We start from the raw sequence: 13,400 nt of genomic DNA, 5'->3' as shown, positions 1-13,400 counted from the left end.
GTGAATTCTCCCTGTTCTCAGAGCGAGTAGCGGCGCTGCGCGAGGGCGTACAGGCGGCGCCAGAAGAGACGGTTGAGGCCGACGACATAGGCGCTCATGACGAGCACGCCGACCAGGATGCGCGGGCTGTCCCCGCCGCCGGTGGCATCGGCGATATAGGCGCCCAGGCCGGTGGCCGTCAGCGTGGTGGAGCCGAAGGTGACGATCTCGGCGACGATGGAGGCGTTCCAGGCGCCGCCGGCCGCGGTGATGGCGCCGGTGACATAGCTGGGGAACACGGCGGGCAGGATCAGCTTGCGCCACCACAGGTTTCGCGGCAGGCGCAGGTTGGCGGCGGCTTCACGCAGATCGTTGGGCACCGCGGAGGCGCCGGCGATCACGTTGAACAGGATGTACCACTGCGCGCCGAGCGCCATCAGGATGATGCCGGCCCATTGCAGGCTGGAGTTGGTGGCCACCAGGATCGCGCCCACGAGCGGGAACAGGAAGTTGGCCGGAAAGCTGGCCAGCACCTGCACCACGGGCTGTGCGAGCCGAGATACCTTGGGGTTCAACCCGATCCACACGCCGACCGGCACCCACACCAGGGTCGCGAAGATCAGCACGACGATCACCCGCAGCATCGTGATGCCCCCGAGCCCGGCCGCGTGCCCGATCTCCCCGAACCCGACGGTGGAATCGATGTAGTGCAGCATGTAGTAGCAGCCCACCACCAGCGCCGCCCCGACGATCACCGTGAACGCCACATCCCCGGCCCGCCGCCGCGCCCGCGGCACGTACAGCGGATGCTCGGCGAGCCCGAACACGCTCATGAACCGATCGACCGGATACACCAGCGGCCCGAACACCCGCCCGAGCAGGCCGGGAATGTGACTGCGCCGCAACAGATCCAGCACCAGGCTGCGCGGGCTGTCGGCGGCTTCGGTGTCCTCGACCCGGAACCGTTCGGCCCACACCGTGATCGGCCGCCAGAACAGGATGTTCAACCCGATCACCATCACGATCATGGCGAGAATGGCCAGCCCGACCTTGCCGGACGCCCCGTCCCCGGCCGCCACCGCCACATACGACCCGATGCCGGGCAGCATGTATTCGCGATTGTTGACGCTGATCGCCTCCGACGCGGTCAGGAAGAACCAGCCGCCGCCGAAGCTCATCATGGCGTTCCACACCAGCGGGAACATGCCGCTGGGCACATCCATCCGCCAGAATCGTTGCCAGCGTGACAATCTCAGGTTCCGGGCGGCTTCGTCGAGTTCGCGCGGCTGCGACACCAGGCTGTGATGGAACGCGAACGCCATGTTCCAGGCCTGCGAGGTGAAGATGGCGAAGATGGACGCCGCCTCGAGCCCGAGCGAGGAGCCCGGGAACAGGGCGATGAACCCGGCGACGGTGACCGACAGGAAGCCGAGCACCGGCACCGATTGCAGGATGTCGAGCGCGGGCAGCATCACCTTCTCCGCGCGCGGCAGCCGGGCCGCGGCGGTGGCGAAGACGAAGGTGAACAGGATCGAGGCCCCGAGCGCGAGGAACATGCGCAGCAGCGAGCGCGCCGCATAGTAGGGCAGTTCGGCGGGATCGGTGGAAATGGTTGCGGTGGCGTCGGTGTCGTGGAAGGGCACGTTCATGCCCGCCGATACCCGCACCACCAGCCAGATCAGGACGGCCGCGCCGAGGAACACCGCCACATCGGCCCAGCGGGAGCGGGGGCGCTCGAGCACGCCCCGGGACGGAAAGGTCGTGGTGGTCATGCCTGCACCTCCGGCTGCGGCACGGTGCGCCAGCCCACGCTGGTCACCGAGGGTTCCAGGCTCAACCGGCTGACCGCTGCCTCCATCTGGCGGTCGTCGCGGCGCAGGCCGGTCAGTTCGGCGCGCACCTGTACGCGGCCGTTGTCGGTGTCGTGGCTCGAGATGGATACGAGCCGGAAGTCGGTGCGGGTCAGCGACTGTACGAGCAGGGCGCGCACGTGCGCTTCGTGCGCGTCGTCGGTGTCGGCGGTGAACGCGTACAGCGCTTCGATCGCGGTGCCGTCGTCGATGGGACGGTCGACGGCGCGGGCTGCGGTGCGCAGCGCGGTGTTGACCACGACCACGACCAACGCCCCGGCGGCCGCGGTGGTGAACATGCCCGCGCCGGCGAGGGAGCCGACGGCGGCCGCGCACCACAGCGTGGCGGCGGTGTTGAGGCCGCGGATATTGAACCCGTCGCGCAGGATGACACCCGCGCCCAGGAATCCGATGCCCGAAACGATCTGTGCCGCAACACGTGTCGGGTCAGCGTCGGTGCCGCTGAAGCCGTGTGCCGACAGTAGTACGAACAGGGTGGCTCCGGCCGCGACCAGCGCGTTGGTGCGCAGTCCGGCCATGCGAGCCCGATACTGCCGCTCGAACCCGATCACCGCGCCGAGTCCGACGCCGGCGCCGAGCCGGAGCAGCATTTCCAAGGTGGTCATGACGCCCTCCCGATAGAGGTCGGCGCACTCGAAATCGCACGCTACCGGGATGGTGGCAGCGTGCAGCGGATTGCGGGAGTGTCGCCGAGTGAACGATTGGCTAACGGAACTTTGTCTGATCCGTCGGGCATCACAACCACCTCCGCTCCACGCGTGCGCAATGAACGCCAAGGGAGCGGGATCGGCGGGGAATCGCCAGGTCGAGTACCACTCCTCGTAAGACCTTCAGCACTCCACGGCGTGAACTCACCCATGTCGGGGTGGGTAGCCGGTCGGGGTGTCCCCTTAATCCGGGGAGACCTGTCCTGATCCGGGGCGTCTCTCGACGTTCGGGATCGCCGGCCTGTATCCGTGAAGGAGCCTCAGCTAACGACGGCACCTTGCGTCGACGAGTAAACACCTCCGGGGCGGATACCGCAACCCCGATGTGGGGTGGGTTACTGCCGGGCAATCGGTTTGACCTTGCCGCTGCGGAAAGGTTTAGCGTCGGATGACATGACGATCACCGTGCTCGATACCGATGTGACGATGCGGCGAATCCTGCTCGCGCCCAAGGCCGATCGCGCCGCGCTGTTGCAGGCGATGCTGGAACCGATGAGCGGGATGTACCGCTATTTCCCGGGTGAGGTGGATCTGGTGGCCATGCACGCGATGGGTTCGGGGTTCCCGATCGACCGTGACGAACGGCGGTGTCTGGAGGCGCTGGATGTTCTGGACGCGGGCGGGGCTTGGCAGCGGCTGCGGCGTGCTCTGGACGACGCGCTCGCCGTGCAGCTGGCCGCGACGCCCGGGCTGGAGGTTCCCGATATCACCGTGCTGTTCGTGCTGGGTGACCCCGGTGACGCGCATTTCATTGGACCGGTGCTCGGAGTGACCGGGAACGGCGGTATTTCGGGTTTCCTCGTGATCACGCTGTGGCCGTTCCCGGAGAATCTGGCGCGGCTCGAGGCGACCGCCGTGCACGAGCTGGCCCATAATCTGCGCTACGGTCCCGGCGGGGTGGTGTGGGATCCGGCGACCGTCACCGTCGGTGAGCATGTGGTGTCGGAAGGGATGGCCGACGCGTTCGCCCGGCAGCTCTACGGCGACGAAATCGGTTACACCCGAATCGGTGTGCCGCATCTGCATGACGATGCCGTGTTCGCGAAGGTGATTTCGGGACTGGCCGTGACCGGCATGGCGAATTTCACCGCGTGGGTCCACGGCGACGACACCGCCCGCCGCTACGGCATCCAGCCGGTGGGTCTGCCGACCGGCGCGGGCTACGCGGTAGGAAACCGACTGGTAGACACCTATCTCGCGGTGACCGGCCGCACCGCCGCACAGGCATTGCGCGCCGACAGCGCCGAAATCATCGCCACCGCCCTCCCGCACCTGCCCCGACCTTGACCCTGCCCCTGAGGGCAAGGTTTACCGTCGACCCATGAAGATCGGCGAACTCGCGGCCCTCACCGGCGCCAGCCCCAAAGCGATCCGCAGATACGAGTCCCTCGGCCTGGTATCTCCGGCCCGCCGCGCCAACGGCTACCGCGACTACGACGATCACGCGGTCCGCGCAGTCCAGGAAATCCGCGGCCTCAACCGCCTCGGCATCCCGGTCGAGGACACCCGCCCCTTCCTCGACTGCCTCGCCGACGGCAGCACCAACAGCGACGACTGCCCTGCCTCCCTCGCCGAATACCGCAGGGCCATCGAGGATCTGACCACCCAGATCGAAATGCTCAGCGCCCGCCGCGACGTCCTGACCCGCCGGTTGCGCGAGGCCGCGTACCGGGGCACGCCCGCTGCCCCGGCCGGACCCGCACTGTGCACGCTATCGCCCGATCCACGGGTGCCGGTGAACGACGGTGCCGCAACACATTTGACCGGTCAGCGGCTTCCCTCGCTCACTTTGACCGCGACCGATGGCGCTGCGATCGAACTGTCCGCGCTCGGCCCGGGTCGCACCGTGCTGTACCTGTACCCGCTGACCGGCCGACCCGATACCGATCTCCCGGCGGGCTGGCACGACATCCCGGGCGCTCGCGGCTGCACAGCGCAAGCATGCGGTTTCCGCGATCACCACTCCGAGCTGCTCGCGGCGGGCGCGGACCGGGTGTTCGGACTATCCAGCCAGCACCCCGACTATCAGCGTGAAGTGACCGAACGTCTGCGCCTGCCCTTCGCGATGTTGTCGGATCCGGACCTGAGTCTGGCGACTGCGCTGCGCCTGCCGACCTTCACCGCCGACGGCCTGCACCTGTATCTGCGATTGACGATGATCGTGCGTGACGGCGGCATCGAGCGGGTCTTCTATCCGATCTTCCCGCCCGATCGTCACGCCGCCGAGGTGCTGGATTGGCTGCGCGCCCATCCCCTCTCGTAAGTCCGCCGAAAATCTTGGTTCCGCACCGATGAATCCCGGCACGGCGCTCCGTCCTACCTGTTGAACGCGCTACCAACCCGGCGCGACCGACCTGAAGGACCGACAATGACCACCGCCAACGCCTCCGCCGCTTACGCCACCGACTTCACCTACCGCCCCGGCAAGATCCGCAATCGTGTCCTGTGGACGCTGCAGATCGTGCTCGGCCTGTTCTTCATCATCGCCTCCGGTGGGCCGAAGCTCGTCATTCCGCACACCCTGATGGACAACGCCCCCGAGAACCTCACCATCTCCTTCGGCCTGCTCATCTTCATCGGCATCTGCGAGGTCGCCGGCGGCATCGGCCTGATGGTCCCCCGCCTGACTGCCCTGGCCGCCGCCGGCCTGTCGGTCCTCACCGTCCTCGCCGCCGCCACCCAGGCCTTCATCGCCAACCAGCCCGGCACGGCGATCTTCCCCCTGGCCCTGGCCGCCATCTTCGCCTGGATTGCCTACGAGCGCCGCGCCGGCCTCACCGACCTGCGAAACACCTTCTCGCGCTGACAATTCCATACTCCCGACCGGCGATCGGTGGCCTGCCCACCGATCGCCGGTCGCGGCGCGCCGGATCGATCGCCTGTCGGGTTGGCGGCGATCGATCCGGCGAAATTCTGCTGTGGATCGATCAAAACCCGTTCGCGCGCAGCGAGTTACAGCTGGCATGCTTCTTGATTGTGGATCGTGCCGAGGTGCTGCTCATCGGAGGTCGGGCCGGGGTCGGCAAGACGACTGTGGGGTGGGAAGTCTCGGCGTTGCTGCGGGATGCGGCGGTGTCGCACGCGATCATCGATGGTGATTACCTAGGGCAGGTGCATCCGGCTCCGGCGGGGGATCCGCTCCGTGCGGAGATCACCGCGTGCAATCTGACCGCGGTGTGGGCCAACTTCGCGCAGCGCGGCTATCGCCGGCTGATCTACATGAATACGGTGAGCGTGCTGCCCGAGGCGACCGCTATGTTCGAGCGCGCGATGGGAGCGGATGTGCGGATCGTACGAGTCCTGCTCACGGCCAACGACACCACAGCCGGTGAGCGGCTCAGACGCCGGGAGCTGGGCTCGGGTCTGGCGCAAGAATTGGACGGCAGTGCCCGTAAGGCACGGCTGTTGGAACAGCAGGCACCCGCGGGCACAGTGCGGGTGGCGACCGACGAACGCGGTGTCGTGGACATCGCACGGGAGGTAGTGCGCGCCACCGGGTGGATGGCATCTGGCAAGCGCGCGGGCGCGAACGACTGGCTCATCTGAATGCGCGCCGGGTTCGTGCCGCATTCTTCAGCATGAAGCCTGGAACGGGGCGCACGGCTGTAAGTGGCGGTCGGTGAAGCGGCCGTGTCCGCGCACATAGCTTCCGCCGAGCTTTCCCCTGCGCGAATGCCTTCGCACCGCTTCGTACCCCACGCGCGCCAGCATGACGCGCGGCACCGGCAGATTCCGGCGTTCGGTGTGCGGGGTCGGTTGGGGTGATGCCGGACTGGTCGGCATCGAATGTCTTGCGGGACTGGGTGATCGCCGGACGGAGGTGGTGGCATGGGGTTGTCCGCCCCTGTTCCGCTGCCGGGGTGGGTGGGCGTGCGCGAGGATGTAGCGGTGCATCCGATGGGCATGATCACTGAAATTGCTGCCGGGCAAGCTGATTGGACTCGCGATCCGGTTCGGGTCGGGGTGGTGGGTGGGGCTTTGGTGGTGGTGGTTGTGGTGTGGGTGGTGGTGCATTGGTGGCGGGGGCGGGGGCGGTTGCCTATTGATGAGAAGGCTGATGCGTTGGGGACCGGTGGGGTGTCGCGGTTTTTGACCGAGGAGGGGGTGCGGGAGCGGGCTCGGGTGGCGGGGGTGCGGGTGGGGCGTGATGATCCGGTGGGGTTGCCGCTCGGGGTGGCGGTTGGCGACGGGCGGCGGTTGGTCGGGTCGTTCGAGGATTTGTATCTCGATATTTGGGGTCCGCGGCAAGGGAAGTCGTCGGCTCGGGCTGTTCCTGCGGTGTTGCATGCCCCGGGGCCGGTCATCGCTACTACCGCTGACCGTCGGCTTGTCGATGCCACTCGTGCGGTTCGTGAGGCCAAGGGCAGTGCGGTGCGGGTGTTCGATCCTGAAGGCCGGCTCGGTGACGAACCCACGTGGTATTGGGATCCTTTGGCGTGGGTGGCCGGTGATCGTAAACGTGCCGCGCACCTTGCCGGGCATTTCGCTCATGGTGAGCTGCGCAATGAGGCGCGCGATTATTTCGACATCGAGGGCGAGGAGTTGCTGGCGGGGCTGTTCTTGGCTGCTTCCCTCGATTCCCGTCCGATCGTGCAGGTCTGGGATTGGATCGCCAATCCGATGGACAGTGAACCGGTCGAGCTGTTGCGGGTGCATGGTCGCAATTTCGCCGCGGCCGGTATCGCCGCGATCTACAACACCGACGAACGCACGCGCAGCGGCATTTTCGGCACCGCCAAGGTGATGGTGCGCTGCCTGCAATACACCGATATGCACCCGTGGATCACCCCTGGCGGCAACCGCATCCGCTTGGACGAATCCGATTTCCTCGACCGCCTCGGCACCCTCTATTGCGTCGCCACCCAAGGCCACGGCTCGGCCGCCCCGCTCGTCGGCGCTCTCACCGAAGCCGTTCTCGAAGTGGCGATGTCGCGCGCTCTCGCCTCCCCCGGCTCCCGCCTGCACACCCCGGTGGTCGCGGTCTTGGACGATGCCGCAGATACCCTGCGCTGGAACGACTTCCCGCAACGCTGCGGCCGCTTCGGCGCTCACGGCATCACCACCGTGGTCCTGCTGCAATCCTGGGCCCAGGGCATCCGCTGCTGGGGCCCGCGCGGCATGAACGAGCTGTGGTCGGCCGCGACCCTCAAAGTTCTCGGCCCCGGTATCGACGACGCCGCCTTCCTGCGCGATCGCGCCGACACCATGGGCACCGAAGAACTCACCGCCGCAGACCTGCGTGCCCTCCCCCGCGGCCGAGCCGTCCTCTTCCCCGCCGGCGTACCCCCGACCCTGATCCGCACCGAACCCTGGTGGGACTCACCCTATGCCGAGGAGGTCCGCCGCTCCCTCACCACGCATGCACCCGGCCGCGGCGCCACCACCATGGCCGACCTGATCAACCCCCGCCTCAGCCCGAACCCCGTCACCGGCAGCGACGCGTCCCCACCACCGAGCCCGCAACCGTCCGGCAGCGACGACGTCCGACCGCTCTGACGGCCGCGCGCGAAAATCCGGTGGTGCGCGAACTTTCGCGGTCATAGTCTGCGGACGTTATGAATCAGTACGAAATTCGCGCGGACTTCGACCGCGACACCATCGTGGTGTATCAGGCATTCGGGGAGGCGATCGCAGGACCGGCGGTGGCGGCGCAGCGGTTCGTCGAACCGTTCTCGATCAATCGGATGACATGGATCAAGCCGTCGTTCCGGTGGCTCATGCAGCGCAGCAATTGGGCGCGCAAGCCGGGGCAGGAGCGGATTCTCGCGGTGCGGATCACCCGGGCCGGGTGGGAGGCGGCGCTCGGGCAGGGCGTGCTGACCAGTCCGGAGCGGCGGGTGTACGCCGATGCGGTGCAGTGGCGTGCGGCGTTCAAGCATGCGCTGGTGCATGTGCAGTGGGATCCGGAGTATTCGATCCGTGGGGCGAAGCTCGATCACCGCAGCATTCAGGTCGGGTTGTCGCGCAACATCATCGAGGAGTACGTGAACGAGTGGACGGTGGAGATTCGGGATCTCACTCCGCTGGTGCACAAGATTTCCGGGCAGCTGCGGGACGGGCGGGTGGATCGGGCCAAGAACCTGCTTCCGGCCGAGAAGGTGTATCCGCTCGGTGCGGAGTTGGCGGAAAGCATTGGGGCACGCTGATTTGCAGCGCGGCGGTCCCCCCTCGGCTCTGATCGGCATCTGGGCTACGGGTGCGGCCGGATGACGATTGCCGCGCGCCGGTACCAGAAGTTGGCGGTGTTGCCTTCATTGCCCATGTAGCCCTCGAGCTGGGAGGCGAAGGGGTCGAGGGTGGCGTTCGATGTGCCCGGGCACAGTTCCTCGGTGCTGACGGTGCGGGTGGCGGGCATGCCGGCGGTCCCGGCGCGGTCGATCAGCCACGTCATCGTCATGGTGGACCAGCGCAGGTCACCGAGTTCGTCCGAGCCGGGGGTCAAGGGCAGCGCGGATCGCACCGGCACGCCCGCAGGGTCGGTGATGATCGGGTCGAGCATCTCGCCGTCGTCGTCGAAGTCCGCCTCGGCGCTTTCGACGCATTTCCAGCCGTTCTCCACCCGCTCCCAGCGCTCGCGATAGATGAGCATGGAGGTGGTGTAGTCCTCGTCGTAGATGTCCTCGATCTCGGTGAGTGCCAGCGAGGTGTCGTAGCCCGCGAGATCGGCTGCGGCGAGCAGTATCCCGGTCCGGGCGGCATCGCCGCCTTTGAGCTGATCCCAGCCGAATCCCTGCTGGGAGTACTGGTGATCGAGCGGGTAGACGAGCTGACGCGGAGGACGTTTCGCGGTTCCGTGGTGGGCCGGCCACATCGATGATTCCACCGGCGTGGTGAAGTGCGCGCGCAGCTGTTCGGCCAGCGACGCCACCGCGGGCTCGCGGACCAATGCGGCGGTGTCCGGCCGGGTGCGCCCGCGCGCGATCAGGTTGTAGGTCAGTGCGATCCGGTATCCGTCGGTGACCGGCAGCACTTCGTGTGCGCAGTCGCCGTAGAAGGCGACGAAGGACAGTTCCTGCGCCGATCCGCGGTCGGTGACCTTCATCCCGTGCTGCTCGATGACGAGTTCCCCGCCGGCGAACACCGACGGAAGGGTCACCACCAGCGTGCCGATCATGTCGTCGGCCTTCTCCGAATCCTGATGGCGGGCAAAGAATTGTCCCGGCGCGTACACCAGCATCGAATGCAGCCGCGCCGACAGTTCGCACGCCGGCGGCAACCCCAGCTCGGCCCGCAGCGATTCCAGCACCGGCGCCAACGCCCGATCCCACCGCTGTTCCTCGATCCGCACCCGATCGCGCGGGATCTGCCAGGTATCGCGCACGGTCGCGTCCAGCAGTGTCTGCTCGCGCCGGCCGTAGCGCGCCGGCCGTGCGACCTCGCACAACCGTTGGGCCTGCGCCGAAGTCACCGGCAGCCGGATCGGACCGACCCCGTCCACGGCGATCGCCAGATCGTCCGCCGGTCCGGTGCGGCGGGCGGCGAAAGCGCCCGCCACCGTTCCCAGCAGCTCGCCGATCGCCCGTAAAGTCTTGTCCGTCACGTACTTTCCCCCTGCTAGGCAACCTGTCGCGAGCATCCTCTCAGCACCCACCGACATCCGCGCCGTCCGCGCGGCTCGGACGCCGGAAACGGCATCGCCCGCCTCGGGTGCCGAGGCGGGCGATGTCGCGAGGCGCGGTGGGGACGCTAGTGCGCCAGTACGGCTTTCTCCGCCCCTTCCGGATTGGCCGGTTTGGTGCGGGGCAGGAAGGAGGCCGGGATGAGGGTGGCCACCAGCAGCACCAGGGCGACGATGAAGGTGTGACCGAAGGCCGCGGCGGCCTGGTCGAAACCTTCGGCGAGCAGCGGCGGCGGGATCTTCTGGGCGATGGACGGATCGTAGTTGGAGGCGATGGCCGCCCCTGCCAGCTCGTGATCGTTGAGCAGGCTGGTCAGCACCACGGAAATGGTTGCGGTGCCGATGGATCCGGCGGTCTGGTTGACGATGTTCATCAGGGTCGAACCACGCGCGACCTGACCGTGGGTGAGGGTCTGGATGGCGGCGGTCATGGTGGGCATCATGGTGCAGCCCATGCCGAGACCGGTGACGAACAGCGCGCCGCAGATCAGCACGTACGGGGTGTCGGCGCCGACGCGGGTCAGCACGGCCATGCCCAGGGACATCACGGCGATACCGGTGAGCACGATCTTGCCGGGCCCGATCTTGTCGACCAGGCGGCCGGCGATGGGCATGGTGAGCATGGCGCCCAAACCCTGGGGTGCGATGAGCAGACCGGCGGCGAGGGTGGATTCACCGCGCACCTGCTGCAGGTAGGACGGCAGCAGCAGACCCGAGCCGAAGAACGCCATGGCGAACAGGGTCATGGTGAGCACGGCGTAGCGCAGCGACTTGTTCTTGAACAATCGCAGGTCGATGAGCGGATGCTTGGTGCGCAGGGCGTGGAAGACGAACGCCACCAACAGGATCGCGCCGATGATGGCCGGGATCAGCACCTTGCGCGCGAGCACGGTGCCCGCCTCCGGAATGGAGGACACGCCGAACAGGAACAGCGCCAGGCCCGGCGAGGCGAGCAGCATGCCGACGAAGTCGAACGATTCCGACGGTTCGGGCTTGTCGGCGGGGAAGATCACGAACGCCAGGATCAGCGCCACGATGCCGATCGGCAGGTTGATCAGGAAGATCCAGTGCCAGGAGAAGCTGTCGATGAGCCAGCCGCCGAGGATGGGGCCGCCGATCGGGCCGAGCAGCATGGGCACGCCCAGCACCGCCATGACGCGGCCGATGCGCTGCGGTCCGGCCGCGTGGGTCATGATCGTCATGCCCAGCGGCATCAGCATGCCGCCGCCGAGGCCCTGGATGACGCGGAACGCGATCAGGGTTTCGATGCTCCAGGCGGTCGAGCACAGCACCGAGCCGAGCACGAAGAACACCAGCGCCGCCATGTAGAGGCGTTTGGTGCCGAAGCGGTCGGCGGCCCAGCCGGTGAGCGGGATGACGGTGGCCAGCGCCAGGGTGTAGCCGGTCATGGACCAGGCGGCGATGGCGTAGGTGGTGTCGAATTCCTGCTGGAATTTCGGGATCGCGACGGTCACGACGGTGACGTCGAGGATGGACATGATCGCGCCGATCACGACCACGCCCGCGATCTTGAGGACCCGCGCGTCTAGTTTGTCGTCGGCGGCACCGGCCGCCTGGGTATCCGGAGGGGTTGTCACCGCTTCAGCCTGCCAGGTCGAGGGGCGGGTAACCAGCACCTTTTGTCAGCGACACGCGCGCACATACGGGCTCCCTTCGCGAAGAGGGCGGCGGCCAGCCGAAGCTGTTGGACCGAACGCGAACTCCACCGATCGTACCGAGCGGTAGCAACCCTTGGGCGAACACGGCCGCGCGAACCCGCTCACCCTCCCACCGATCCTGCTCGTACGCTGGGACTTCCACCTGCAGCAGGAGTTCACGCGATGATCGACCCGGTAGTGGGTTTGACGGGTACGCTCACCTCGCCGATCCGCGGCGCGGGAACGCTCGGGGAGGTATTGGTCGCCATCCGCGGGGGAACCGAGCTCTATATCGCGCAATCCGAGGAGGCACTGCCCGCGGGCAGCCCGGTGCTGGTGGTGGGCGTGCATCCGGGGCGTGTCGTCGATGTTGTTGCGTGGATTCCCCTGCCCGGCGATTGACAAGCGGGAGAGGGTTTCTCCCGATGAATCGAGGGGAGTTGCAGTGCTGGGTTATCACGTGCCCGATCCGGACGAGGCGATGCTCGTCTCCGGCGGCACCACCAAGGACAACGCGCCGTTCCGGGTGGTGATCGGGCGGGGCACCTGGGTGATGCCGTTCTTCCGCAAGGTGAGCTATCTGTCGCTGGCGATGTTCGAGTCCGAGATCGGGGAACGCTGCGTCACCAAGCAGGCCATCCAGCTGGATGTGCGGGCGGTGATCGCGTTCAAGGTCGCCAACGACACGCAGTCGATCGTCAATGCGGCACAACGGTTCCTGTCCGAGCAGGAGCGGGAGATGAGCGTGCTGACCGGGCGCATCTTCTCCGGTCATCTGCGCTCGATCGTGGGCTCGATGACGGTGGAGGAGATCATCCGCGAACGTCAGAAGCTGGCCGACGAGGTGCTGATCGCCTCCAAGATCGAGATGGGTTCGATCGGGCTGACGGTCGATTCGTTCCAGATCCAGTCCATCGACGACGGCAATCTGGGCTACATCGCCGCGCTGGCCGCACCGCACAATGCCGCCGTGCAGCGTGACGCGCAGGTCGCTCAGGCCGCCGCGGCGCAGGTGGCCGCCCAGGCCGAGCAGGAGTCGCAGCGCAAGCAGGCGGAGTATCAGCGCGAGACGGCGATCCTGCGGGCGCAGTATCAGCGCGATATCGACAAGGCCAATGCCGAAGCGGCGCAGGCGGGTCCGCTGGCGCAGGCCACCGCGTTGCAGGAGGTGCTGACCGCGCGCGCCGAGCAGGCCCGCAAGGAGGCGGAGTTGCGTGAGCAGCAGTTGCAGGCCGAGGTGGTGAAGCCGGCGCTGGCCGAGGCCGAGCGGGTGCGCATTCTGGCCGAGGCCGAGGCCGATCGCACCCGGATCCAGGCCGAGGCGGCGGCCAGCAACAACCGGATCGCGTTGGACCAGTTGCTGATCGAGCAGTTGCCGGAGATCGTGAAGCAGGCCTCGGCGGGGTTGTCGAATGCGAATCTGACGGTGCTCAACGGCCCGGACGGGGTGAGCGAGCTGGTGAACGGCATGGTGGGACAGGGCCTGACGGTGTTCAATTCGTTGCAAAAGGCACTTTCCTCCAACAATGATCATGTTGCGGACTAGAGTGACCGCGAGAGGGACGCG

Annotated in this window: 12 protein-coding genes and 1 riboswitch; of the genes, 8 read left to right on the top strand and 4 right to left on the bottom strand. The window is 67.3% G+C overall.

The genetic code is table 11. The annotated features are described in order from the left end of the window. Nucleotides 1–17: 17 nt before the first annotated feature. Together LTV02_RS09515 and LTV02_RS09510 are read right to left on the bottom strand one after the other, a co-directional pair. Nucleotides 18–1,751 (bottom strand): ABC transporter permease, encoded by a 1,734-nt coding sequence (locus LTV02_RS09515; RefSeq protein WP_233039626.1) that lies wholly within the window; start codon nucleotides 1,749–1,751, stop codon nucleotides 18–20. Beyond that, a complete protein-coding gene (locus tag LTV02_RS09510) occupies nucleotides 1,748–2,455 on the bottom strand; it encodes an MgtC/SapB family protein (RefSeq protein WP_233039625.1) in 708 nt (235 codons plus the stop codon). Before LTV02_RS09510 ends, LTV02_RS09515 begins: the two co-directional genes overlap by 4 nt. A 202-nt stretch (nucleotides 2,456–2,657) precedes the next feature. Continuing rightward, a riboswitch (M-box (ykoK) riboswitch) is annotated at nucleotides 2,658–2,836 on the bottom strand. A 114-nt stretch (nucleotides 2,837–2,950) separates the two neighbouring features. Between LTV02_RS09510 and LTV02_RS09505 the strand changes: the two genes are divergently transcribed. The 6 genes from LTV02_RS09505 to LTV02_RS09475 all read left to right on the top strand — a co-directional run bounded on the left by LTV02_RS09505 (nucleotide 2,951) and on the right by LTV02_RS09475 (nucleotide 8,703). After that, nucleotides 2,951–3,844, top strand: coding sequence for a DUF2268 domain-containing protein (locus LTV02_RS09505; RefSeq protein ID WP_233039624.1), 894 nt, complete (start codon nucleotides 2,951–2,953; stop codon nucleotides 3,842–3,844). 34 nt (nucleotides 3,845–3,878) lie between these two features. Continuing rightward, nucleotides 3,879–4,820 carry a MerR family DNA-binding transcriptional regulator gene (locus LTV02_RS09500; RefSeq protein ID WP_233039623.1) on the top strand — a complete coding sequence of 314 codons (942 nt, stop codon included), beginning with the start codon at nucleotides 3,879–3,881 and terminating at the stop codon, nucleotides 4,818–4,820. Nucleotides 4,821–4,925: 105 nt separating this feature from the next. Then, complete coding sequence (locus LTV02_RS09495) at nucleotides 4,926–5,363, top strand: DoxX family protein (RefSeq protein ID WP_233039622.1); 438 nt, start codon at nucleotides 4,926–4,928, stop codon at nucleotides 5,361–5,363. 170 nt (nucleotides 5,364–5,533) lie between these two features. Continuing rightward, on the top strand, nucleotides 5,534–6,103 hold the full coding sequence (locus tag LTV02_RS09490; protein WP_233039621.1) for an AAA family ATPase: 570 nt from the start codon (nucleotides 5,534–5,536) through the stop codon (nucleotides 6,101–6,103). A gap of 282 nt (nucleotides 6,104–6,385) precedes the next feature. Next, the gene (locus LTV02_RS09480) at nucleotides 6,386–8,053 is read left to right on the top strand and encodes a type IV secretory system conjugative DNA transfer family protein (RefSeq protein WP_269821618.1); all 1,668 of its coding nucleotides are present in this window, start codon (nucleotides 6,386–6,388) and stop codon (nucleotides 8,051–8,053) included. Between the two features lie 59 nt (nucleotides 8,054–8,112). Beyond that, on the top strand, nucleotides 8,113–8,703 hold the full coding sequence (locus tag LTV02_RS09475) for a DUF4291 domain-containing protein (RefSeq protein WP_233039620.1): 591 nt from the start codon (nucleotides 8,113–8,115) through the stop codon (nucleotides 8,701–8,703). 44 nt (nucleotides 8,704–8,747) lie between these two features. Here the strand turns inward: LTV02_RS09475 and LTV02_RS09470 are convergent, their stop codons facing one another. Then, on the bottom strand, nucleotides 8,748–10,097 hold the full coding sequence (locus LTV02_RS09470; RefSeq protein ID WP_233039619.1) for a 2OG-Fe(II) oxygenase: 1,350 nt from the start codon (nucleotides 10,095–10,097) through the stop codon (nucleotides 8,748–8,750). A gap of 146 nt (nucleotides 10,098–10,243) precedes the next feature. Then, nucleotides 10,244–11,773, bottom strand: coding sequence for a DHA2 family efflux MFS transporter permease subunit (locus tag LTV02_RS09465; protein ID WP_233039618.1), 1,530 nt, complete (start codon nucleotides 11,771–11,773; stop codon nucleotides 10,244–10,246). Nucleotides 11,774–12,016: 243 nt separating this feature from the next. On the opposite strand from LTV02_RS09465, the gene LTV02_RS09460 reads away from it, so the two are divergent. Both LTV02_RS09460 and LTV02_RS09455 read left to right on the top strand, forming a co-directional pair. After that, complete coding sequence (locus LTV02_RS09460) at nucleotides 12,017–12,235, top strand: hypothetical protein (protein WP_233039617.1); 219 nt, start codon at nucleotides 12,017–12,019, stop codon at nucleotides 12,233–12,235. Nucleotides 12,236–12,278: 43 nt separating this feature from the next. Next, entirely contained in the window at nucleotides 12,279–13,379 is a 1,101-nt protein-coding gene (locus tag LTV02_RS09455) for an SPFH domain-containing protein (RefSeq protein WP_067708275.1), read from the top strand. The last annotated feature ends 21 nt before the right edge of the window (nucleotides 13,380–13,400 follow it).

Source organism: Nocardia yamanashiensis (assembly GCF_021183565.1).
Taxonomy (GTDB): domain Bacteria; phylum Actinomycetota; class Actinomycetes; order Mycobacteriales; family Mycobacteriaceae; genus Nocardia; species Nocardia yamanashiensis.
Note: the sequence above shows the minus strand (reverse complement) of the source record. Positions and strands in the feature narration are given on the sequence as shown.